We start from the raw sequence: 21,497 nt of genomic DNA, 5'->3' as shown, positions 1-21,497 counted from the left end.
TCAAAAAGCGTGCCGATCAGGCTTCCGCCCTGAACAGCAAGCTGCGCATATCCTCCAGGCTCTCGGCCAGGCGCAACGCCTCTTCGGAAGGAATCTGCCGGATCACCTCGCCGGACACCCCATCGGTGACCTTGACCACGACCTGACCGGTCGAGTCGTCCAGGTCGAAGTTCAGGTTACGCTGGATGCTCTGCGCATACTCCTTGATGCTGGAAACCGCCGCTTCCATCGGTTGTGTCCCGAGCTCCGGCGGCGCTCCTGCCGCCTGCGCCGTTACCGGGGTGTCCGCGCGCGCAATTGACTGGACGGCATCCTTGCGCTGAGAGCGAACCACTGCGCCGTGCTGCGACAGACCCTCTACTGTGTTGATGTCCATGAGCTCACCTCAAATGGCAAAGCGGGGAGTAGCGCCAGGCACTACCCCCCGAAGATCAAGCTAACCCACCGTTCAGCTTAACGCAGGAGGCTGAGAACCGCCTGCGGCAACTGGTTGGCCTGGGCCAGGATCGCGGTACCGGCCTGCTGCAGAATCTGGTTCTTGCTCAGGTTCGCGGTTTCGGCCGCGAAGTCGGTATCCAGGATTCGGCCGCGGGACGCCGCGGTGTTTTCCGAGACGTTCTGCAGGTTGCTGATGGTCGACTCGAAGCGGTTCTGCACCGCACCCATGTTGGCGCGGGTGGTATCCACTTCGGCCAGCGCGGCGTCGAGGGTGGCGATGGCCGCCTGGGCGCCGTCCACGGTGCTGATGTCGATCTGCTCGACGGAGCTGTTGACCGCGCCGGCATCGGTACCGGCAGCGGTGTCGCCATCGGTGAAGCCCAGGTTGGTCAGGCCATTGTTGGCCGCCACGGCGCTGACGGTGACGCTGCCGGTGGCGCCCTTGTCGGAGCGCACGAACTGCACCTGGCCGTTGTCGACCGTGGCGCGCACTTCACCCTTGAGGGTGGCATTGGCGGCGAACTTCTGGTTGATGTTGTCGGCCAGGGCCTCGAGGCTGTCGTAGGTGCCGGCGTCGATGCTGATGGTCTGGGCGGCGCCGCCGTCGATGGCGATGGCGAACTCGGTGTTCGGGTTGCCCGCCGGCACGGCGGCGGTACCGGTGGTACCGGTGGTGGCGGTGGGAGTACCGAACACGCTGGAGGCGGCCGTTCCGCTGACCGCCAGGGCGTTAGCGGTGTAGAGGTTGTCGGAGCCCACGTCCACTTCGGTCAGCTGCAGGTTGCCGCTGCCGTCCAGGGAAGCGGTGACCAGACCGTTCAACGCACCGCCAGTGATCGCGGTATTGATCGCATCGCGGATCCCGGCGGCATTGGTCAGGTCGGTGTTGAAGGTAATGTTCTGGCTAGTGCCACCAAAGTCGATGGTGAGGGTCTCGGCGGCGGTGTTGGCTACTGTGGCAGTACCGGTAGCAGCGACCGGGGTTCCGAATGCGTTAGCTGCACCGTTTCCAGCAACCGCGAGATCCACGCCGCTGTACCCACTGCCGGAGACCTCAGTCAGTACCAACTCACCACCACCAGAAACAGTGGCTGTAACTTTTCCGTTTAAGTCGGTGCTAGCGGCAATCTGAGTATTTATCTCATCAGCGAGCAGCTGCGTAGAGCCATAGGTAGCCGCAGTCAGAGTTATGGATGTAGAGCCTGTGTCGGTGATGCCCGCCCCAGTGATCGTCAGTACATCGTTGCTACCAGTACCAATGACCAATGAAGCGGGTGCCGCGCCACCGGTTAGGGTCGAAGCGCTGCCCGCGACACTGTTGTCGAAGTCGGTCTTGGTCGGTGCGGCCGAGGCCACCACGGTCGACGCGGTACCGTTCACCTGCGCCGTGCCTGCGGCGCCGGCGCCGATGGTACGGGAGCTAACGGCAGCACCAGCGCTGAGCTTGGCGGCCGAGGCTTCGCGGGAGGCGGTGGTGCCCAGGTCGACGGTACGGAAGCTGGAGATGGCCACGTTGATGGTTTCGTTGGCGTTGGCGCCGACCTGGATGTTCTCCTTCAGCGAACCGTCGAACAGCTGCTTGCTGCCGAAACGGGTGCTGGTGGCGATGCGGTCCAGTTCGTTCTTCAGCTGCACCACTTCGCCGTTCAGGGCCTTGCGCTCGGAGTCGCCGTTGGAGCCGTTGGCCGCCTGCAGGGACAGGTCACGCATGCGCTGAAGGATGCCGGTGGTCTGCTGCAGGGCACCTTCGGCGGTCTGCGCCATGGAGATACCGTCGTTGGCGTTGCGCACCGCTACACCCAGGCCGCTGATCTGGCTGCTCATGCGGTTGGAGATCTGCAGGCCGGCGGCGTCGTCCTTGGCGCTGTTGATCCGCGAGCCGGTGGACAGACGCTGCAGGGAAGTGTTCAGCGCGTTGGAAGACGAGTTCAGGTTGCGCTGAGTATTGAGTGACGCAATGTTGGTATTGACGGTAAGAGCCATGATGGTGTCCTCCGAGGACTAGCGTGTTTGCCTGAGCGTGCGACCTTGGGTGGGCAGCGCCCAGGCACCCTTAAAGTTCGCATTCGAATCTTTTATCGGCGCCATTTCCGGGAGCTTTAGGTTTTTTAGCCACTCCCCCGGAAAATTATTTTCTGCTTTAGGAACATCTACTTAGCTAAAAAACCGGCGTTTTTCCGGACTTTCGACAGGTTTTCGACGCCAAAAAAACGCTGCAACTGGTCGCTGCCACCGCCGTCGCGCCCCCGAGGCGTCGACGGCGCGCGGCAGCCAAGCCGCTAGCGCAGCTTGTCGAACAGGTTGAGCCCGCTGATCTTCACGTAACTCTGCTGCGCCGCCTCGAGCACGATGGACTGGAAGGTCAGGCGCGACAACGCCTCGGGGTAATCCAGTTCGCGCAGGTCGGTCTGCACGGCCTTGTTGACCAGGCTGACGTCTTCGTTGTCGATCTGCGTGGATTCGACGACGTTCAGTCGGGCGCCTATTTCGCCGCGCACCCCGTCTACGGTGGCCATGCCGTGATCCAGGTTGGTCAGCGCCAGGGCCACCGCATCGCGTGTTTCGCGGCTGCCGGCAGGCGAGTCGGTGGCGTTCTCGAGGGCATTGCGCAGGCTGGCGATGGTCGAGAGGATGCCGACCTTGTTGGGCGGCGGGGTCGCCGGGCTGGCATCCGGGCCAGTGATGGTGAAGCTTGCCCCGGCCGCCGGCGTTCCGTTGACGTAGAAGGCCACGCCCTGGTAATGCACCAGGGTGTCCTCGCCCTGCTTGAGCCGGCCGCTGATGGCGGTGCCCAATACCGCCGGGGTATCGGGCGCTGGCGGCGCCCCGGGTATTCCGGGGGTGGTGACCGGGCGCAGGGTGTAGTTCATGGGGTCGACGGCGTCGAAGTCCAGCTGGAAGCCGTTGGCGGGAAAGGAGGCGAAAGACACCTCGTCGTCGACCAGCAGGCCGCTGACCGGCCCAGTGGGCAGCGGAGCGGGCGGCACGCTCGAATCATTGAGACTCAGGCGCCCGGCATTGATGACGTTCTCGAAGGTCTTCTTGCCGTTGTCGCTGATCGGCAGCTCGAGGGAGCTGGCCACCTGCAGCTTGCGCTGCCCTTCGTCGCCCTGGTAGCTGTAGGTGCCGTCGGCCTGGCGCACGAACGGCTGAGTCTTGCCCTGGAGCCCGGCAAACAGGTATTCGCCGCGGGCGTTACGGGTGTTCATCAGGCCAAGCAATTCTTCTTCACGGGTCCCCAGTTCGGCCGCAATGGAGCGCCGGTCGGTCTGGCTGAGCGCGCCGTTACCAGCCTGCACCGTCAGCTCGCGTACCCGCTGCAGGATGGTGTTGACCGAATTGAGCGTCACCTCCTCCTGGGTCAGGGAGTTCTTCGCCGCGGTCAGGTTGGAGCCGTACTGGCTGAGCACGTTCTGCTGCTGTTCCAGTTGCAGCAGGCGCACCGAGGCGACCGGGTCGTCCGCCGGGGTGAGGATGCGATTTCCAGTGCTGATCTGTTCCTGGGTACGGGTGACGTTGGCATAGTTGCGCTGCAGTCCCTGTACGCCATTGTTGAAGGCCTGGATGGTCGAGATACGCATGGCTTGAGCCTCGTCTGGCATTCCGGGCGCGGGTGCTGTCATGCCCCCCGCCCCGCCCTGGCCCGATGGGCAAGGGACTTGATCCGTATTACGCCCGCAGTCGGCGCGACTTATCTAAAGGTATTGATCAGGGTATCGAACAACGAGCGGGCAACTTGAATGACCTGGGCCGAGGCGTTGTAGTACTGCTCGAACTTGATCAGATTGGCTGCCTCTTCGTCGAGGTTCACTCCGGACAGGGCGTCGCGGTTGTCCGTGGCCTGCTTGAGGATGGCCCCAGTCGCTTCGCCATCCTGACGGGCCTGTGCGGTCAGGGTGCCGACGCGCTCGACCAGATCGCCATAGCCATCGGTAAAACTGACGCCGGTGGCGATGCCGGTCACGCTCGGATCGACGCCCACGGTCTGTTTGTTTTGCAGGTTGATCAACTTGAGGGCGTTACGGTTATCCGACACACCATTGGTATTGAACTCCAGGGTGAAAGAGTCGCCGCTTTCCGGCCGCCCGCTGATACTGAAGCTGACGACGTTGCCGCCGCCAAGATCCAGCGTATAGGCGTTCACCTGCCCCGGTACGAAGGCACCGGCCGGTACCCGGGTCAATCCGGCAATGGCCGTGCCTGGCGGATCCTCGAATGTGCCCGCGCCATCGTAGGTCAACCCCTGCGGCAGAGCCGCGGCAATCGCCGCGGCGTCGATCGGGCTGGCCCCCGCCGCCGTGAGCTCGGGCTGGGTAATCGCGCCGTTGCCGCGATTCTGCAGGGAGGCCCCGGCACGAGCCGGTGCGGCGAAAGCCAGCTGATCGGCCTGGGCCAATACCGCGCTTATGCTGCTGGCGCCAAGCCGGGTCGGCTGGAGCAAGAATTTGTCGCCAGTGGCGGGCGCGGCGTCCATCACCACTTCGAACCCCTGGTCTCTGCCGGCGGCATCGGCAAAGGTCAAGGTCGCCGGATAGCTGCCGGGCGCGCTCGGTGTAAGGGTCAACGCCGCGCCATCACTCAGACGCCGGGCCGTATAGTTGGTGCCATCGAACTCGAGCCGATAGTCACTGGTAGTCAGCACGCTGCTGTCGCTGATATTCAGCGCCGGCTGCGCATTGCCAGTATTAGTGGTGAACGCCTTCACCCGCAGGATCGCCGCGTTCGCATCGTTGAAGTCGCCGAACAACGCGGCGCCCACCTGCCCCTTCAGGTCCAGGCCTTGGCCCAGCTGCGTATTGACCTGATCGCTGACGGCCAACGCCAGCCGCCCCAGGGCATTGAAGGTGGTATCCAGTGCTTCGCTGCGGTAGCGAATCAGGCCGCCCAGTTCACCGCCGCTCAGCATGCTGGTGACGCCCTGACGCGAGCCGCCAGCGACCAGGTTCACCTCCAGGCGATTCGGATCACTCTGCCCGGGGGCCACCTCCAAACGGCTGCTGGCGCTGCCGACCACCAGTGGCTGACCCGAGCCGATGAACAGGTTCAGCGAGCTGTCGTCCTGCGGCACCACGGTGACGCCGATGAAGGTGGAGAGTTGGCGAATCGCCTCTTCGCGAGCGTCCAGCAGGTCGTTCGGTTGCTGGCCGTTGGAACCTGCGATGGCGATGGCATCGTTGTAGCTGGCGATCGAACCGGCCAGTCGGTTGACCTGATCGGTCACCGCAGTCATCTGCTTGTTGATGAAGCCGTTCTGCTCGTCGATGCGGTTGTAAACGGTGTTGAAGCGACGCGCCAGGCCTTCGGCCTCGGACAGCACCAGCTGCCGTGCGGGGATGTTCGAGGGGTCCTCGGCGGCGGTCTGGAGTGAAGTGAAGAATTTCTGCAGCGAAGGCGTAATGCCGGTGGTAGAACCAGCCAGCAGCGAATCGAGTTGCTCGATCTGGCTCCTGTAGGCCTGCACATCACTGTTGAGCGCCGTACTGCTGCGCACCTGGGTGCCGAGGAATTCACTGTAGCTGCGGCGAATATCCACCAAGGTGGTGCCCGAGCCGATATAGCCGGCGCCGCTGAAGCTCGGCACCCGGGTGGCCTGCACGCTGTCCTGACGGGAGAAGCCCGGGGTGTTGACGTTGGTGATGTTGTGGCCGGTGACCGCCAGCGCGGTCTTGTTCGCCGACAGGCCGGACAGGCCGATGTTCAGTAGGTCCGCCATGTTTCAGCCTCAGGTCCTGGTGGTGCTGCTGTCGGCCGCCGCCACGGCCTGGTAGGTCTGCATCTGCCGGGCGATCTGCGCGACCTTGCGCGCGTACTGCGGGTCGGTGGCGTAACCGGCCTGCTGCAGTTCGCGGACGAAGCGCTCGGGGTTGTCGGTGGCATTCAGGGCCTTTTCGTAACGGCCATTGCTCTGCAGGAAGCTCACGTAATCCTCGAAGCTCTGGGCGAAGGAGTCGTAGGCGCGGAACGAGGCCGCTTCCTTCACCGCCTTGCCACCCTGGTACTCGGTGGTCAGCACTCGCGCCGACTCGCCGTCCCAGCTGTTGTGGCTCTTGATGCCGAACAGGTTGTGGCTGCTGCTGCCATCCTGCTGACGGATGATCGACTTGCCCCAGCCGGTCTCCAGGGCCGCCTGGGCCACCAGGTAGCGGGCCTCGACGCCGATCTTCTCGGCGGCCTTCTCGGCCATCGGCAGCATGGCCGCGACGAACTCCTGGGGCGAGCTGAACACCGACTTGCCCGATGCCAGGCGGCGGCCGCTGATGGCATCGCTGTCGCCCAGGCTCAGGGCCTTGTCCTTGGGGGCGGCGAAGGCCTGGGCGGGAATCCAGTCCTCTTTCGCCAGGGCCTGGCCCTCGGCGGCGCCGGCCGCCGGTACGATGCCGGCGAGCAGGCGGTCGTTCAGCTTGCCCGGCAGGGCCAGGCGGCGCTGGTTGATCAGGGCCATGTCATCGCGCGCGCTGTCGACCTTGGCCAGCGGCTTGCTCGGTGCGCTTGGCGCCGGCGCATCGACCTGGGCGAACGGATTGGGCCGATCACTCGCCCCTTTCATCTTCGACATCTGTCGCACCAGCACATCGGCCAGGCCGATGCCGTTCTGGTTGTTCGACAGGGTCACCGACAGCTGCTGGTCGTGCATGTCCTGGTAGGTCTTGCCCTCGTTGCTGTTGAGGTAATTGCCTTCGCTGAACACCTCGTTGGCCGAGCGCATGGCCTTGAGCATTTCATTGAGGAACAGCGACTCGAACTCCTGGGCCACCTTGCGTATGTTCTGTTCGCTGTCGCCGCCGACCTTGAACTGACTGAGGCGATTGAGGTCGGTGAAGGCGCCGCTGTCCAGCGGGCTCTTGCTGTTGCCGAGCAGGCCGGCTGAGAATCGAGAATCCATGGTCGCCTCCTTAGATCACGATCAGGTCGGCCTGCAGGGCGCCGGCTTGCTTGAGCGCCTCGAGGATGGCCATGAGGTCGGAAGGGGCGGCGCCGACCTGGTTCACCGCGCGGACGATCTCGTCCAGGGTGGTGCCGGGGCCGAACTTGAACATCGGTTTGGCCTCCTGATCGGCGTTGACCCGCGAACGGGGCACCACCACGGTCTGGCCGCCGGACAGCGCCTCGGGCTGGCTGACGATCGGGTCTTCGGTGATGGTCACGGTGAGGCTGCCGTGGGTCACCGCCGCCGGCTGCACGCGCACGTTCTGGCCGATGACGATGGTGCCGGTGCGCGAGTTGATGATCACCTTGGCTACCGCCTGACCGGGGTTGACTTCCAGGTTCTCGAGGATCGACAGGTAGTCGACCCGCTGGTTGGGATCGAGCGGCGCGCTGACCCGCACCGAGCCGCCGTCGAGGGCCTGGGCCACGCCCGGGCCGAGCAGGTCGTTGATCTGGTCGACGATGTTCTTGGCCGTGGTGAAGTCCGGACGATTGAGGTTGAGGGTCAGGCTGTTGCCCTGGTCGAAGCCGCTCGGCACCGGCCGCTCGACCATGGCGCCACCGGGAATGCGCCCGGCCGACGGGACGTTGACGGTGATCTTCGAGCCGTCGCCGCCCTCGGCATCGAAACCGCCGACCACCAGGTTGCCCTGGGCGATGGCGTAGACGTTGCCGTCGATGCCCTTGAGCGGGGTCATCAGCAGGCTGCCGCCGCGCAGGCTCTTGGCGTTGCCGATCGAGGAGATGGTGATGTCGATGGTCTGCCCCGGCTTGGCGAATGCCGGCAGGTCGGCGTGCACCGACACCGCGGCGACGTTCTTCAGCTGCACGTTGCCGCCGGCCGGCACCTTGATGCCGAACTGCGCCAGCATGTTGTTGAAGGTCTGCACGGTAAAGGGCGTCTGGGTGGTCTGGTCGCCACTGCCATTGAGACCGACCACCAGGCCGTAGCCAATCAGCTGGTTGCTGCGAACGCCCTGGATGCTCGCCAGGTCCTTGAGCCGCTCGGCCTGGGCGATGCCGGCGAGCAGCAGCAGGCAGAGGATTGAAATCAGTCGTCTCATGATCGGCTACCTGCTTAGAACGGGAACAGCGGGCTGAGGAAGAAGCGGTCCAGCCAGCCCGGCTGACTGGCATCGGCGAACGCGCCGGTGCCCGAGTAGGTGATGCGCGCATCGGCAATGCGCGTGGAGGAGACCGTGTTGTCCGTGCTGATGTCGTCGGAACGCACCAGACCGGCGATGCGGACCAGCTCGTCGCCGGTATTGAGGGTCATCCACTTCTCGCCGCGCACCGCCAGAATGCCGTTGGGCAGCACCTCGGCGATGGTCACGGTGATCGAGCCGGACAGGCTGTTGCCCTGGGCCGCCTTGCTGTCGCCCTTGGTGTCACGGTTGGCGCCGTACTCGGCACTCAGGCCCAGGTCCTCGGCGCCGAGCGGGTTGAGGATGTTGCCCGAGCCCGGGTTGCGCATCGATACGCCGCCGCCGAACAGCGAGGTCAGGCCGATACTGGCGCTGCTGTCCTTGCCGATCTGCGAGCCGGCATTCTTGCTGGCCTGGGTGCGTTCGTTGAGGCTGATGGTGATGATGTCGCCGACACGGAAGGCCTTGCGGTCGCCGTACAGGTTGTTCTCGAAACCGGCCTGGTAGATCGAACCGTTGTTCTGCGCCGCCGGCAGCGGCGTGCGCGGCAGCACCGGCGCGTAGTAGGGATCGTCCGGCTTTGGCGGTGGCGACACGCAGCCGCTCAGGGCCGCCACCACGAGCATCGAGAGCACAATATTCAGCCGGTTCATAACCACTACCTCACGGCGTTGCATAGTGAGCCGGGGCCGGACCGAAGCCCTGCCCAAGCCTTAAAGATTCTGAGAGACGAAGGACAGCATCTGGTCGGCGGTGGAGATGACCTTGGAGTTCATCTCGTAGGCGCGCTGGGTGGTGATCATGTTCACCAGCTCCTCGACCACGCTGACGTTGGAGTTTTCCAGGGTGTTCTGCAGGGTCGTGCCCAGGCCGTTGAGACCCGGCGTGCCGACCTGCGGGGCGCCACTGGAGGCGGTCTCCAGGAACAGGTTGCTGCCGATTGCCTCCAGGCCCGCCGGGTTGATGAAGTCGGCGGTCTGCAGGTTGCCGACGATCTGCGGCTGCGGGTTGCCGGCGGTAGTCACCGACACGGTGCCGTCCTCGCCCACGGTGAAGGTCTTGACCTCGTTGGGCAGCACGATGGCCGGCTCCAGGGCAAAGCCATTGGAGGTGACCAACTGACCATCGGAGTTCAGGTGGAAGCTGCCGTCGCGGGTATAGCCCACGGTGCCGTCGGGCATCAGCACCTGGAAGAAACCACGGCCATTGATGGCCATGTCCAGTGGCTGCTCGGTGGTCTGCAGGCTGCCCGCGGTGAAGATCTTCTGCGTGCCGACCACCCGCACACCGGTACCCAGCTGCAGACCGGAGGGCAGCTGGCTGTCCTGGCTGGACTGGCCACCCGGCTGACGCCGCACCTGATAGAGGAGGTCTTCGAACTCGGCCCGATCGCGCTTGAAGCCGGTAGTCGAAACGTTGGCCAGGTTGTTGGAAATGGTGGTCAGGTTCATGTCCTGGGCGGACAGACCGGTTTTGCTGACCCACAGTGCCGGAAGCATATCGATTCTCCTCGGGTGCCGTTTTCACGGCGCCGCGTGCTGGTAATTAGCTAATCTGCAAAACCCGCGCCATGGCCGAGGCATTGTCCTCGGCGGTGCGCATCATCTTCACTTGCAGTTCGAACTGGCGGGACAGGGAGAGCATCGCGGTCATCTCCTCGACGGCATTGACGTTACTCGACTCGAGAAAGCCCGAAGTCACCCGTACCGCGGCATCGGCCAGGGGCTGTGGGCCGTCGAAGCGCATCAGGCCGTCTTCGCCCTTGCTCATCTGCTTGAGGTCGGGGTTGACCAGTTTCAGACGGTCGACCTCCGCCAGCACGTTTGGCGCCTCGCCGAGGGCGCGGATGCTGATGGTGCCGTCCTGACCGATTTCGATTTTCTGCTCCGGCGGCACGGCGATCGGCCCGGCATTGCCCAGCACCGGCAACCCGCTGCCGGTGCGCAACATGCCCAGGGCATCGATGTTCAGGCTGGCGGTGCGCACATACGCCTCACTGCCGTCGGCCGCCTGCACGGCCAGCCAGCCCTCCCCGCCAACCGCCACGTCCAGGTCGCGCCCCGTCTCCTGCAGAGCGCCAGGGGTGAAGTCGGTACCGGGACGCTCGCTCATGGCGTAGACCCGCGCCGGAAAAGTGTCGCCGAACACCGGCATCGAACGCGCCTGCTCGAAGTCACGGCGAAAGCCGGTGGTGGAGATGTTCGCCAGATTGTTGGCGTGGGCACGCAGGGCCAGGGTGTTGTTCTGGGCGCCGGTCATGGCGACATACAGCATCTTGTCCATGTTTCCTCCGAGGTGGGCTTGCCGCCCGCTGCTCTATACAGAGACTTCAGCAAGCAACGTGCCACACTCGAATAAAAACACTAAGACACTGAATTTTATGGTTTTTTATAAACGAAAAAGGCTCCTGAAGGAGCCTTGCAAACTGGGTTCGGCGAGTTATTGCCGCCAGCGGCAAGTGCTAGTTGCCCGGCTGGCGGCGTGACGGCCGCTCATCAACGGAGATTGATGATGGTCTGGGTCACCGCGCTTTCGGTTTCGATGGTCTTGGCATTGGCCTGGTAGTTGCGCTGAGCGACGATCAGGTTGACCAGCTGATCGGACAGCTCGACGTTGGAATCCTCCAGCGCACCGGACTGCAGGGCACCGAGGGTACCGCTGCGCGGCGTACCGATTACCGGTTCACCCGACTGGAAGGACTGCGCCCAGGCCGTCTTGCCGACCGGCGTCAGGCCTTGCATGTTGGCGAAACTGGCAAGCACCACCTGGCCCTGTATCCGTGATTGGCCATTGGTGTAGCGAGCGAAAATAACCCCTGCATCATCGATTTCCAGCCCCGCCAACTGACCCGTGGTGTAGCCATCCTGGCTGACACTGGTGACCGCGAAGGCGTTATTAGCCTGAGTAGTGCCACGAAGATCGATCTCGACTCCGCCAGTGTTTGCAACCGCACCATTGGGCGACCATACCGGCGGGTTCGAATTATCGGCGGCGGCAGGCACCCAACCATTGAGGGTAAATCGTCCGGTGGCCGGATCTACCGCAAAGTCCGCTGTGCCATTGGCGTCGTAATCGCCAGATGCAAGGCTGGCGATATCCAGTTGACCGCTGGTGGTAAACCCGACGGACATCGAATAGGGCTCGGTGGAGGTGGGGTCGGCCGGGTTGCGCCCACCGATCAATACGTTCATCTGCCACTGGTTGGCGCCAGTCTTGACGAAGTATTGCGTCAGCACATGGGCGTTGCCCTGGGTGTCATAGACGTTGGTCGAAGTCGAAGAATTGTATGTGGTCGGATCGGCCGGATCGAAGGTGGCATTCGCCGCCGCCCTGGCCCCCGCGAGTTCCCCCGGCGTCGGGTTTGTCGGATCCGCAGCGCCGGCGATCGAGGCGTCGTAGGCGCCCTGCCAGGACGACGGCACCTTGTTGCTGGAGTTCAGGTTCAGTTGCTGTCTCATCGCTGCCGTCGCTCGCGGCGACTGACTGGCCGAGTCGACGCGAAGATCACTGACGACACCGCTCTGCAGGTTGCCGTTGGCATCCACCGGATAGCCCTGCAGACGATGGTGGAAGTTGTTCTCGATGTAGCCCTCTCGATCCGTACCAAAATAGCCGGCTCGCGTGTAACTGATTTCGCCGTTGTTGCTGGTCCGGAAGAATCCGTTTCCGTTGATGGCTAGATCCAACGGGTTCTGCGTGTAGTTGACGTTCCCCTGTTTGAATAGCTGTGAAACTCCCCCAAGCAACACCCCACTGCCAGTCGGATTAGAGCCGCTCCCCTGCACCGACGCAGCATAAACATCGGCGAACTCAGCACGCGACTGCTTGAAACCAGCCGTACCGGCATTGGCAATGTTGTTACCGGTGACATTGAGATCGCTGGTTGCGGCACGCAAGCCGCTTAGCCCGATATTGAACGCCATGGAAGTCTCCTTTGCCGGTCCGGCCGGCGATTTAAGCCTGTGGGTTACTGACCGATGACCTGCACCTGGGACAGCGGCACGCTGCCGAGCCCGGCCAGGTTGAGCGTCAACTCGCTGCCGCCCAGGGTGACGCTGTCGACGTTGGCCGGCAGCAGGGTGTACAGCCCCTTGGTCTCACCGTCATAAGTCGCCTGCGCCTCGAATTTGTAGCTGCCGGGCGGCAATGGGTTGCCGCTCGAATCCTTGCCGTCCCAGATAAAGCTGACGTTGCCGGCAGCCTGCTCGCCCAGGTTGATTCGGCTCACCGCCGTGCCCGCCTTGTCGTAGACGTTGACGTAGACGTTGCTGCTGGTGGTCGGCAGCACCAGACTGGCCTTGAAGCTCTCGCTGGTATCGACCACCGCCTTGTCGGTCGGCACTATGACCTTGCGCCCTACCAGCGAAGACGCCTGCAGCGCTTGGGACGACTGGTAGCCGGACAGCAGCGAACTCATGCTGCTGTTGAGCTTCTCCACCCCTTCCACCGTGCTGAACTGGGCCAACTGGGCAATGAACTCGCCGTTGCCCTGGGGCTCCAGCGGGTTCTGGTTGTTCAGCTGGGCCACCAGCAGGTTGAGGAATTCGTTCTTGCCGAGCTCCTTCTTCTGGCCGACCTCCTGGTTGATCTGGTACTGGTCGAGTGCGGAACTGACACCACTGACGCTGCTCATCCTTTAATCCTCGCTGGTGGCCTACTGACCCAGGGTCAGCACGCGCTGCATCATTTGCTTGGCGGTGTTCATCATTTCCACGTTGGTCTGGAAGGCGCGACTGGCAGAAATCATGTCGGCCATTTCCTCGACCACGTTGACATTGGGGTAGTACACGTAGCCGTTTTCATCGGCAGCCGGATGGGTCGGCTCGTAGCGCGGCGTCAGTTCACCCTGGTCCTCGACGATGCCCAGCACCTGGACCCCCGCACCGGCCTGATCCTGCTCGGCGAACAGCGAACCGCGGTCGCCGTCCAGCGATTGCTGGAACATGGTGGCGAACACTGGGTGGCGCGCCCGATAGGTCTGATCGACGCTCGACGACACCGTTTCGGCGTTGGCGATGTTGCTGGAGATGGTGTTCAAGCGAGTGCTCTGGGCACTCATGCCGGTACCGGCGATATTGAAGACACTGGCGAGTGACATGGCATCGTTCTCCTTTAATCGCCGCGCAGGGCGCTGACCAGCCCTTTGAACTTGCTGTTGAGGAAGGTGAAGCTGGCCTGGAAGTTCACCGCGTTTTCCGCGTAGTTGGACTGCTCGACCTGCAGGTCGACGGTGTTCTGGTCGATCGAGGCCTGGAAGGGCGTGCGGTAGGCCAGTTCGGCCCCGCCGATGGCCATACCTTCGGCGGCGATATGCCGGCTGTCGGTACGCTTCAGGCCGACCGCATCACGCTGGGTCTTGGCACTCTGTTCGGCCAGCACCGAGGCGAAGTCCAGGTCGCGCGCCTTGTAGTTGGGCGTATCGGCGTTGGCCATGTTGTTGGCCAGCACCTCGGCGCGCTGGCCGCGAAAGCCCAGTGCCTGTTCATGGATGCCAAGTGCGCGGTCGAAACTGATGCTCATGATCGGGAACCCTTGCCGTTAGGCCTGCCTGTTTTCCGTGCAAGACATACAGCAAGGTGTGTGCCAATTAATTTAATCTTTATTTTTCAATAACTTACGATTAAAAAAGATACGCTTGCCGGCCTGAGCGGCAAGGCATTTCCGCCCACTGGCAAGCAAAGCGGCAATCCAATAGACCGGTTGCCGCCGGCCAGAACGAAAAACGGGAGGCCATTGGCCTCCCGTTCTGCTTGAGTCGACGCTCGCGAAGCTGGCGACTCACTTCACCTTGTAGATGATGCCCGGACTGCACTGGACCATCTGATAACGCTCAGGCAAGCCATTGAGCGCCTCGGATGCGCCGAGAAACAGATAGCCGCCGGGCTTCAACATGGCATGGATGCGCGTCAGGATGTCCTTCTTCACCTCGGCCGAGAAGTAGATCAGCACGTTGCGGCAGAACACCACGTCGAACTTGCCGAGGCTGGCGTAACTGTCCAGCAGGTTCAGCGGGCGAAACTCGACACGACCCTTGATCGCCGGCTTGACCACCCAACGCCCCGGCCCTTTCGGGTCGAAGTAGCGCTGCAGACGCTCCTGAGAGAGGCCACGCCCCATCGCCAGGCTGTCGTATTCGCCGGACTTGCAGTTGGCCAACATCGACGGCGACAGGTCGGTGGCAACAATCTGCACACCGGCCTTGAGCTGACCGAGATTGGTCTTTTCGAACTCATCGATGCTCATCGACAGGGAGTAGGGCTCCTGACCGGAAGAGCAGGCGGCCGACCAGATCCGCAGACGCTGACCGGGACTGGCTTTGATCAGCTCGGGCAGCACCCGGTTCTTCAGCACTTCGAACGGGTAGGTATCGCGGAACCACAGGGTTTCGTTGGTGGTCATGGCATCCACCACCTGCTCGCGCAAACCACTGCGCGGCTGGCTTTGCATGCGCTGCACCAACTCACCCAGGCTCTTGATGGCATGCTGGTCCATCAGTTTGTTCAACCGGCTGGACACCAGGTACTGCTTGTTGCTGCCCAGCAGAATGCCGCAGGCTTTTTCCAGGAACACCCGGAACTGCTCGAAATCCAAATTACCTGAAGACACTCGCGAGGCCTCGCCGATCATAGTGTTGTGCCAAAAGACGCGCCCTCAGCCCCCGTCCACCACATTGATGCGCTCAACCACCCGCGACGCCAGGTCATCAGGGCGGAACTTGGCCAGAAAATCATCGGCCCCCACCTTCTTCACCATGGCTTGGTTGAACACCCCAGAGAGCGAAGTATGCAGGATGATGTGCAGTTTCTGCATGCGCGGATCCGCACGAATCTCCGCGGTCAGCGTATAGCCGTCCATTTCCGGCATCTCGATGTCGGAGATCAGCATGAGAAATTCATCAGCCGGGTTCTTACCCTCCTCGACCATCGCCTTCAGATAGTCCAGCGCCTGGCGACCATCGTTCAACGCCACCACCTCGACCCCGACGGTCTGCAGGCAACGGGTGACCTGCTTGCGTGCCACCGAGGAGTCGTCGCAGGTCAGCACCCGCTTGGTCATCGCCTTGGCCTGCACCTGCTGGTTCAACACCCCGTCCGAGATGACCTCGGACGTGGGCGCCACTTCGGCGAGAATCTTTTCCACGTCGATGATTTCCACCAGCTGCTGATCCAGATGGGTCACCGCCGTGAGGTAGTGATCGCGACCCGCACCCTTGGGTGGCGGATGGATCCCTTCCCAGTTCATGTTGACGATGCGTTCCACCGAGTGAACCAGAAAGCCCTGAACCTTGGTGTTGTATTCAGTGATGATGACGAAGCTGTTCTCCAGGCTTCTCAGCGGGGCCTTACCGGTCGCCATGGAAAGGTCGAGAATGGGGATGGTGCCGCCTCGAATACTGGCGACCCCACGCACCACCGGGCTGGACTTCGGCATGATGGTGAGCTTGGGGCACTGCAGCACCTCCTTCACCTTGAATACGTTGATCCCGTAAAGCTGGCTGCCGTTGAGACGAAACAGCAGCAACTCCAAACGATTCTGTCCTACCAGTTGAGTTCGCTGGTTTACCGAATCCAATACACCGGCCATGCCCAAACTCCTTTGGTTTGAGTAGCGAACATTGTGCTCAGCGTAGCAGGCGGCACGGGCCTTGCTTTTTACTCAGCATGAACGCAAAAACGACGATTTTTCGGCACGCTTGGGTTAAACGCCGCCACCTGCTGGCAGTTTTACCTGCAATGCTCGTGCTCGGCTACAGCCCCCTGGCAGCAACCGCGGCAACCTTGCCTGAGCAGCTTATCGGCACCACTCAGGCTTTTCTTGAGCAGACCGTGAGCGACTATCTGCAGCGTAGCGACATAAAGGGTCGACACGAGATTGAGATCAATCGGTTGGACTCGCGCCTGCGCCTGCCCGCCTGCGACAAGGAATTGACAAGTTCTCTGGAAAGCCCGGCCGAACCCATTGGCCGCGTGACCGTGCGCGTGCGCTGTCCAGGCAGCGCACCCTGGACGGTGTTCGTTCCGGGCCAGGTCCGCCTCTACCGCGAGGTGGTGATCGCCAGCCGCCCCCTTAAACGTGACAGTGTGCTGACGGAAACGGACGTCGCCCTGGCCGAACGCGACCTCGGCTCACTCAGCCAGGGCTATCTGACGGCGCTGAGGCAGGCGCTCGGCAAAAAACTGACGCGACCACTGCTGCCCGACCAGGTGGTGCAGCCCGTGCACGTCGAGGCAGCGGAGGTCATTCGACGCGGCGATCAGGTGGTTATCAGCGCGCGTAGCGGCACCGTCAACGTGCGCATGCCCGGCGAGGCCCTGTCGGACGGCGCTATCGGCAGGCAGATCCGAGTGCGCAACCAGCGCTCCAAGCGAGTGATCCGAGCCCGCGTGACCGGCCCCGGCCAGGTTGAAGTGGCCATGTAGGCATGATTCTTGTTTAACCTTTGGCTGACGATTACCGCGCTGTGTTTTAGACTGTTGCTTGACGCACAATTTATTGCTCAGTTGCCCTAAAGCTTTCCGCAGCTCGGCCGACAAGCCAGATAAGCGTCCAAACACTGCTCGAGGTTTTGCCCCATGGTCATCGATTTCAACCGGCCGAATAGCGCCAGCACGCCTGCCAACGCAGGACGTACCGGCAACGCCCAGTCAGCGGGCCGCAGCGACGCCACTGGCGCGAAGCAGCCCGCCTCGGCCGAGCAGGCAGAACCCAAGCAGGGCGGAGAATCCGTGCAACTCAGCCGCGAAGCGCAGCAGCTGCAGAAGATCGGCGACACGCTGCGCGACCTGCCTGCCGTCGATAAAGAGCGCGTTGCCCAGATCAAGCAAGCGATTGCCGATGGCAGCTACCAGGTCGACAGCCAGCGCGTTGCCGGAAAACTGCTCAACTTCGAATCCCAGCGCTAGTCCAAGGGCTGCGCTGGGGGCACTGGACGCCTCACTCCCCCAAGAGCCCGCCATGCACGATACGACCCTGTTAAATCTGTTTATCGACGATATCGGCGTTGCCGAGCAGTTGCTTAGGCTGATTGACGACGAATTCCAAGCCCTCGGTGAGCGTGACCTGGTCCGCCTGCAGAGCATCCTCGCGGACAAGCAACCCCTGCTTGCGCAACTAGACCAGCATGGCAAGGCTCGCAGCCAAGCACTGCGCGACCTGCAACTGAGTGCTGATCGCGCTGGCCTGCAGTTGCTGGCAGAACGATCCGCACACGGCTCGGAGCTGCTCGCCAGCGGCGACGAACTCAACGCCCTGCTCGAGCGCTGCCAAGCCGGCAATCTGCGCAATGGCCGCTTGATCCGGGCCAGCCAGGCCTCGAACAGCAGCATGCTCGGAATTCTGCGTGGCGGCGAAACGCCGAACACCTATGACAGCCGCGGCGGCGCCGCTAGAATCGGCCAGCAGCGCCCACTTAGCCAGGCCTGAATACCTATAACAAGGTGCGGGGACATACGCTCAAGATGCCAGTATGTTAGCGCCCCAGCATTTGCTCGGAGATTTCTGGACCGTGTCCAATCCCTTTATCGAGGACGATGGCCCGCAACCGCCCAAAGTGCTCAAAACACCGATTGAAATCGTTGCCGTCCTCCGCCAACTGCAGCAGGCTCACGACCCCCTGATCATTACCTTTCACGAGCGCAATCAGCGCTTTCAGAGCTACCTGATCGAAGCCGACCGAGAAAGATCCCGCCTGTATCTCGACGAAATGATTCCCAGCGACGGTGAGCGCTACCTCCTCAACGGCGAGGCCTTTCGTATCGAGGCCTACCACGAGGGTGTTCGTGTGGCCTGGGAGTGCCAGCAGAGCGTGCAGATCGTAGAGCACCAGGAGGCGCGCTGCTACCTGAGCCCGATGCCGAGCGAAGTGCATTACCACCAGCGGCGCAATGCCTACCGGGCGCAGCTGAAGCAATCCGAGCAGGTCAGCATCCAGTTGGCCGGTGCCAAGCTGAGCAAACCTATCAATGGACAAATGCTGGACATCTCCGCGACCGGCTGCAAACTGCGCATGCCCGGTGACGTCACCCAGCGCCTGCAGAGCGGCCAGGTCTACGATCGCTTTTCCGCCCAGCTACCATTCGGCACCATGACCACGGCAGTGGAGCTGCGCCACACGCAGTACGAAGAAAAGCTCGACATGACCTTCGCCGGCGTGCGCTTTCATCGCATGAGCGGCCTGGTGCAACGCCAGGTCGAGCGCTTCGTCTACCAGCTGCAGCGTGAAGCCCGGCGCATCGAAGGCGACGGCCTGTTCTAACGGCCCGAGCCTCTAGACTCTAATACCCAGCGCTGCCAGGCGCGGCAGGTCCTCGGGGCGGTCGACGTCCCACAACACGGGCAGCAGCTGATGACTCCAGTCCAGCTGCTGCAGGCGCTCGCGGGTCAGGCTCAACACCCGATCCGTGCCCCAGGGCATGGCCTCGAACAGCCGCGGATCGACGCGGCGCAGCCCAAGCAGGACATAGCCGCCATCCTCGGCCGGCCCCAATACCACCGACTGCGCATGCAGGGCGATACAGGCGCCACTGAGGTACTCGCCATCCAGTGCCGGGCAGTCATTGCCGATCAACACCACCGCATCGCTTTCCGCCAGTCCCAGCGCGGCGATCCAGCGCATGCGCTCCCCCAGATCGCCCGCCGGCTGCTCGACCAGCGTCCAGCCCAACTGGTCGGCCAGCGTCTGCAGTTCCGTGTCGGGACTGTCGTCCAGCCACAGGAAGCGTTCACTGAATCCGTCTGACGGCAACTGCAGCGCCCGCTCGAGCAGGGTTCGCTGCAAGTCGCAGGCCCCCTCCTCGCCCAACGCAGGAATCAAACGGGTCTTCACCCGCCCCGGGACTGGCAGGCGGGCCAGCATATGCAAGGAAATCGACAGACTCATGGCCGTGACCCTCGGTGATAGGCGCGCGCCAACTGGTGAGGACTGACGCCACAATAGTAGGCCAGTCGAAGCCGCCACATGAGCAATACAGTACGCCAAATGCCATGACGCTCCCAGCGCCGACTGGACGTCAACAGCGCAGTGTGCAGGCAACGCGGACGCGCCAGGCGCTTCAACCGGCGACTGAGGTCGAGGTCTTCCATGAGCGGAATGTCCGCGTAGCCGCCCAGGCGCTCGAACGCCTCGCGCGCGACGAAGATGCCCTGATCACCGCTGGCCACGCCGGTCAACCGCGAGCGCAGACTGATCATGGTACCGATCAGGCGCAGCGCCAGCCCGTCGCCCGACAAGCGCACATCGAAGCGCCCCCATAGCGGACGCTGGCTCAGCACATCGAGCAAGTCGCGAATGGCGGCGGTATCAATTCGGGTATCGGCGTGCACGAACCACAGGTAGTCGCCTCGGGCGACAGCGGCGCCGGCATTCATCTGCAGCGCCCGTCCGGGCGCCGACCTCAGCAACCGGTCGACGCGCTCCCTCGCCAGGTCGCAGGTCGCATCCTGACTACCGCCATCGACCAGGATCAGTTCTGCGCCGGCCGTCCGCAAAGGCGCCAGATCGGCCAGCAGCTGCGGCAGCGCCAGCGCCTCGTCTCGCGCCGGCACAATCACGCTGAGCAGCGGCATCAGGGACGAGGGGCCTGCTCCGCCGACGCCTCACCAGCGGCACCGGCATCCGGTTCGACAACCGCATCGTGCATCTGATCATGTACCACCTGCTCGTCGACGCGCGGGTCCAGCGCCGCCATCAGCGGCGAGCTGGCCGTGCTGTCGGGCATCGGGATGTGATGCAGCGGCGCATCGTCGACCTGGTGCAGATGGGTGACCTTCTTCGGACTCACCCGCACCACCAGAATCAGCGCGCAGGCGCAGACGAAGGCATAGAGCATGTTGGCGCCCCAGAAGCGCATGAGCACACCGGCGAGCAGCGGGCCGATACTGGCGCCGACGCCATAGGTGACCAGCAGCATCGCCGTCAGCGACACGCGCCGCTCGCCCTCGACATGATCGTTGGCCAGCGCCACCGCCAGCGGGTACAGGCTGAACTGCAATAGGCTCACGGCAAAGCCGACACCGAAGAGCATCAGCAGCGGCACCTCGGCCAGCAGCGCCAGGGGCAGGGCCGCCAGCGCCATCAACGCGGCGCAGCCACGGATCAGCACCACCCGGTCACGACGGTCCGACAGCCAGCCGAGCGGCCACTGCACCACCAGGCCGGCGAGAATGCAGAAACCCATGAACATACCGACCTGCTCGGTGGGCATGCCCAGACGCTTCGCATACAGGGGCGCCAGACCGTAGAACGCGCCGATCACCAGGCCGGCGACGGCGATGGTGGTCAGCGACAGCGGCACCCGCTTGATGAAGAAACGCATTTCCAGCGGCGCCGGATGCAGGGGCGCGGGGTGCAGCTTGCGAGTCAGGGCAACCGGCACCAGGCACAGGGCAAAGCACAGGGCCACCAGCATCAGCAGCTCAAGCCCCAGGGCCGGATGCACCACCAGGACCAGCTGACCCAGGATCAGGCCGAAATAGGAAGCCGCCATGTAGCCGGCGAAGACCAGACCACGCTGGCTGGTTTCGGCCTGCTCGTTCAGCCAGCTTTCGATCACCATGTACTGGCACATCATGCCCAGGCCCACCACGAAGCGCAGCAGCAGCCAGATCGGCAACCAATCGGTCAGGCCATGGCCGAGCACAGCGGCGGTAATCACCCCGGCACAGGCCACGTAGGCGCGGATATGGCCGACCCGGGCGATCAACCGGTGACCCTTCTTGCCGCCCAGAACCAGCCCCAGGTAGTTGGCCGCCATCAGGGCACCGACCCACAGGCCGTCGGCGGTCTCCGCCAGGCGCAAACCCAGGTAGGTACTGAGCAGACCCGACCCCAAGAGCATCAACAGGGTGGCGAAATACAGCGAGCGAAACGACTTCCAGATCAGGCGCATGGGGCTTCGGGGACTTCCTTGATTGATGGCCCGGATGCCTGGTGCAGCAGTCCGGCCGGAATGGGTAGTGGGCTCAATAAGAAACACTGACGCTACAAGA

General features: G+C 63.2%; 22 protein-coding genes. 4 read left to right on the top strand and 18 right to left on the bottom strand.

All coding sequences use genetic code 11. From position 1 onward, the window contains the following. Positions 1–16: 16 nt before the first annotated feature. From KDW96_RS19435 to KDW96_RS19360, 15 genes are all read right to left on the bottom strand, one after another. Positions 17–376 carry a flagellar protein FlaG gene (locus tag KDW96_RS19435; RefSeq protein WP_255837869.1) on the bottom strand — a complete coding sequence of 120 codons (360 nt, stop codon included), beginning with the start codon at positions 374–376 and terminating at the stop codon, positions 17–19. Positions 377–453: 77 nt separating this feature from the next. Next, complete coding sequence (locus KDW96_RS22085; RefSeq protein WP_304665562.1) at positions 454–2,421, bottom strand: flagellin N-terminal helical domain-containing protein; 1,968 nt, start codon at positions 2,419–2,421, stop codon at positions 454–456. A gap of 296 nt (positions 2,422–2,717) precedes the next feature. After that, on the bottom strand, positions 2,718–4,019 hold the full coding sequence (flgL, locus tag KDW96_RS19420) for a flagellar hook-associated protein FlgL (protein ID WP_255837868.1): 1,302 nt from the start codon (positions 4,017–4,019) through the stop codon (positions 2,718–2,720). Positions 4,020–4,129: 110 nt separating this feature from the next. Then, entirely contained in the window at positions 4,130–6,151 is a 2,022-nt protein-coding gene (gene flgK, locus KDW96_RS19415; protein ID WP_255837867.1) for a flagellar hook-associated protein FlgK, read from the bottom strand. Positions 6,152–6,160: 9 nt separating this feature from the next. Continuing rightward, positions 6,161–7,321, bottom strand: coding sequence for a flagellar assembly peptidoglycan hydrolase FlgJ (gene flgJ / locus KDW96_RS19410; protein WP_255837866.1), 1,161 nt, complete (start codon positions 7,319–7,321; stop codon positions 6,161–6,163). 10 nt (positions 7,322–7,331) lie between these two features. Next, the gene (locus KDW96_RS19405; protein WP_255837865.1) at positions 7,332–8,429 is read right to left on the bottom strand and encodes a flagellar basal body P-ring protein FlgI; all 1,098 of its coding nucleotides are present in this window, start codon (positions 8,427–8,429) and stop codon (positions 7,332–7,334) included. 14 nt (positions 8,430–8,443) lie between these two features. Further along, positions 8,444–9,163 carry a flagellar basal body L-ring protein FlgH gene (gene flgH / locus KDW96_RS19400; RefSeq protein ID WP_255837864.1) on the bottom strand — a complete coding sequence of 240 codons (720 nt, stop codon included), beginning with the start codon at positions 9,161–9,163 and terminating at the stop codon, positions 8,444–8,446. 60 nt (positions 9,164–9,223) lie between these two features. Further along, positions 9,224–10,009, bottom strand: coding sequence for a flagellar basal-body rod protein FlgG (gene flgG / locus KDW96_RS19395; protein WP_255837863.1), 786 nt, complete (start codon positions 10,007–10,009; stop codon positions 9,224–9,226). A 46-nt stretch (positions 10,010–10,055) separates the two neighbouring features. Then, positions 10,056–10,793, bottom strand: a complete 738-nt coding sequence (locus KDW96_RS19390; protein ID WP_255837862.1) for a flagellar basal body rod protein FlgF — start codon at positions 10,791–10,793, stop codon at positions 10,056–10,058. A 212-nt stretch (positions 10,794–11,005) separates the two neighbouring features. Next, positions 11,006–12,433: a flagellar hook protein FlgE gene (locus KDW96_RS19385; protein ID WP_255837861.1), complete on the bottom strand. Its 1,428-nt coding sequence runs from the start codon at positions 12,431–12,433 to the stop codon at positions 11,006–11,008. 44 nt (positions 12,434–12,477) lie between these two features. Beyond that, positions 12,478–13,143: a flagellar hook assembly protein FlgD gene (gene flgD, locus KDW96_RS19380; RefSeq protein WP_255837860.1), complete on the bottom strand. Its 666-nt coding sequence runs from the start codon at positions 13,141–13,143 to the stop codon at positions 12,478–12,480. 21 nt (positions 13,144–13,164) lie between these two features. Then, a complete protein-coding gene (gene flgC / locus KDW96_RS19375; RefSeq protein ID WP_255837859.1) occupies positions 13,165–13,608 on the bottom strand; it encodes a flagellar basal body rod protein FlgC in 444 nt (147 codons plus the stop codon). 14 nt (positions 13,609–13,622) lie between these two features. Then, entirely contained in the window at positions 13,623–14,030 is a 408-nt protein-coding gene (flgB, locus tag KDW96_RS19370; protein ID WP_255837858.1) for a flagellar basal body rod protein FlgB, read from the bottom strand. 258 nt (positions 14,031–14,288) lie between these two features. Then, positions 14,289–15,116, bottom strand: a complete 828-nt coding sequence (gene cheR / locus KDW96_RS19365) for a protein-glutamate O-methyltransferase CheR (RefSeq protein ID WP_255837857.1) — start codon at positions 15,114–15,116, stop codon at positions 14,289–14,291. Positions 15,117–15,161: 45 nt separating this feature from the next. After that, positions 15,162–16,094 carry a chemotaxis protein CheV gene (locus KDW96_RS19360; protein WP_255837856.1) on the bottom strand — a complete coding sequence of 311 codons (933 nt, stop codon included), beginning with the start codon at positions 16,092–16,094 and terminating at the stop codon, positions 15,162–15,164. 77 nt (positions 16,095–16,171) lie between these two features. Between KDW96_RS19360 and flgA the strand changes: the two genes are divergently transcribed. The 4 genes from flgA (at position 16,172) to KDW96_RS19340 (ending at position 18,765) form a co-directional block, all read left to right on the top strand. Beyond that, entirely contained in the window at positions 16,172–16,930 is a 759-nt protein-coding gene (gene flgA, locus KDW96_RS19355) for a flagellar basal body P-ring formation chaperone FlgA (RefSeq protein WP_370295190.1), read from the top strand. A gap of 153 nt (positions 16,931–17,083) precedes the next feature. Next, positions 17,084–17,413, top strand: a complete 330-nt coding sequence (flgM, locus tag KDW96_RS19350) for a flagellar biosynthesis anti-sigma factor FlgM (protein ID WP_255837855.1) — start codon at positions 17,084–17,086, stop codon at positions 17,411–17,413. A 52-nt stretch (positions 17,414–17,465) separates the two neighbouring features. Then, entirely contained in the window at positions 17,466–17,933 is a 468-nt protein-coding gene (locus KDW96_RS19345; RefSeq protein WP_255837854.1) for a flagella synthesis protein FlgN, read from the top strand. A 43-nt stretch (positions 17,934–17,976) separates the two neighbouring features. Further along, positions 17,977–18,765 (top strand): flagellar brake protein, encoded by a 789-nt coding sequence (locus tag KDW96_RS19340; protein WP_255837853.1) that lies wholly within the window; start codon positions 17,977–17,979, stop codon positions 18,763–18,765. A gap of 12 nt (positions 18,766–18,777) precedes the next feature. On the opposite strand, the gene KDW96_RS19335 is transcribed toward KDW96_RS19340, so the two are convergent. The 3 genes from KDW96_RS19335 to KDW96_RS19325 are packed head-to-tail and all read right to left on the bottom strand — an operon-like array spanning position 18,778 to position 21,397. Continuing rightward, positions 18,778–19,389, bottom strand: a complete 612-nt coding sequence (locus KDW96_RS19335) for a TIGR04282 family arsenosugar biosynthesis glycosyltransferase (protein ID WP_255837852.1) — start codon at positions 19,387–19,389, stop codon at positions 18,778–18,780. Next, entirely contained in the window at positions 19,386–20,075 is a 690-nt protein-coding gene (locus KDW96_RS19330; RefSeq protein WP_255837851.1) for a TIGR04283 family arsenosugar biosynthesis glycosyltransferase, read from the bottom strand. Before KDW96_RS19330 ends, KDW96_RS19335 begins: the two co-directional genes overlap by 4 nt. Further along, positions 20,075–21,397 (bottom strand): MFS transporter, encoded by a 1,323-nt coding sequence (locus KDW96_RS19325; protein WP_255837850.1) that lies wholly within the window; start codon positions 21,395–21,397, stop codon positions 20,075–20,077. Before KDW96_RS19325 ends, KDW96_RS19330 begins: the two co-directional genes overlap by 1 nt. Between the last annotated feature and the right edge of the window lie 100 nt (positions 21,398–21,497).

It is taken from the genome of Pseudomonas benzenivorans, from assembly GCF_024397895.1.
GTDB classification, from domain to species: Bacteria; Pseudomonadota; Gammaproteobacteria; order Pseudomonadales; family Pseudomonadaceae; genus Aquipseudomonas; species Aquipseudomonas benzenivorans_A.
This window is presented reverse-complemented; position numbering and strand designations above follow the sequence as displayed.

Coding starts and splice junctions, on each gene's coding strand:
- KDW96_RS19330 (WP_255837851.1), bottom strand. CDS start 20,075: ATGCCGCTGCTCAGCGTGATTGTGCCGGCGCGAGACGAGGCGCTGGCG.
- flgK (WP_255837867.1), bottom strand. CDS start 6,151: ATGGCGGACCTACTGAACATCGGCCTGTCCGGCCTGTCGGCGAACAAG.
- KDW96_RS19390 (WP_255837862.1), bottom strand. CDS start 10,793: ATGGACAAGATGCTGTATGTCGCCATGACCGGCGCCCAGAACAACACC.
- flgB (WP_255837858.1), bottom strand. CDS start 14,030: ATGAGCATCAGTTTCGACCGCGCACTTGGCATCCATGAACAGGCACTG.
- KDW96_RS22085 (WP_304665562.1), bottom strand. CDS start 2,421: ATGGCTCTTACCGTCAATACCAACATTGCGTCACTCAATACTCAGCGC.
- flgC (WP_255837859.1), bottom strand. CDS start 13,608: ATGTCACTCGCCAGTGTCTTCAATATCGCCGGTACCGGCATGAGTGCC.
- flgD (WP_255837860.1), bottom strand. CDS start 13,143: ATGAGCAGCGTCAGTGGTGTCAGTTCCGCACTCGACCAGTACCAGATC.
- KDW96_RS19435 (WP_255837869.1), bottom strand. CDS start 376: ATGGACATCAACACAGTAGAGGGTCTGTCGCAGCACGGCGCAGTGGTT.
- KDW96_RS19340 (WP_255837853.1), top strand. CDS start 17,977: ATGTTAGCGCCCCAGCATTTGCTCGGAGATTTCTGGACCGTGTCCAAT.
- KDW96_RS19385 (WP_255837861.1), bottom strand. CDS start 12,433: ATGGCGTTCAATATCGGGCTAAGCGGCTTGCGTGCCGCAACCAGCGAT.
- flgG (WP_255837863.1), bottom strand. CDS start 10,009: ATGCTTCCGGCACTGTGGGTCAGCAAAACCGGTCTGTCCGCCCAGGAC.
- KDW96_RS19405 (WP_255837865.1), bottom strand. CDS start 8,429: ATGAGACGACTGATTTCAATCCTCTGCCTGCTGCTGCTCGCCGGCATC.
- flgM (WP_255837855.1), top strand. CDS start 17,084: ATGGTCATCGATTTCAACCGGCCGAATAGCGCCAGCACGCCTGCCAAC.
- flgH (WP_255837864.1), bottom strand. CDS start 9,163: ATGAACCGGCTGAATATTGTGCTCTCGATGCTCGTGGTGGCGGCCCTG.
- KDW96_RS19360 (WP_255837856.1), bottom strand. CDS start 16,094: ATGGCCGGTGTATTGGATTCGGTAAACCAGCGAACTCAACTGGTAGGA.
- KDW96_RS19335 (WP_255837852.1), bottom strand. CDS start 19,389: ATGAGTCTGTCGATTTCCTTGCATATGCTGGCCCGCCTGCCAGTCCCG.
- flgL (WP_255837868.1), bottom strand. CDS start 4,019: ATGCGTATCTCGACCATCCAGGCCTTCAACAATGGCGTACAGGGACTG.
- KDW96_RS19345 (WP_255837854.1), top strand. CDS start 17,466: ATGCACGATACGACCCTGTTAAATCTGTTTATCGACGATATCGGCGTT.
- flgJ (WP_255837866.1), bottom strand. CDS start 7,321: ATGGATTCTCGATTCTCAGCCGGCCTGCTCGGCAACAGCAAGAGCCCG.
- flgA (WP_370295190.1), top strand. CDS start 16,172: ATGAACGCAAAAACGACGATTTTTCGGCACGCTTGGGTTAAACGCCGC.
- KDW96_RS19325 (WP_255837850.1), bottom strand. CDS start 21,397: ATGCGCCTGATCTGGAAGTCGTTTCGCTCGCTGTATTTCGCCACCCTG.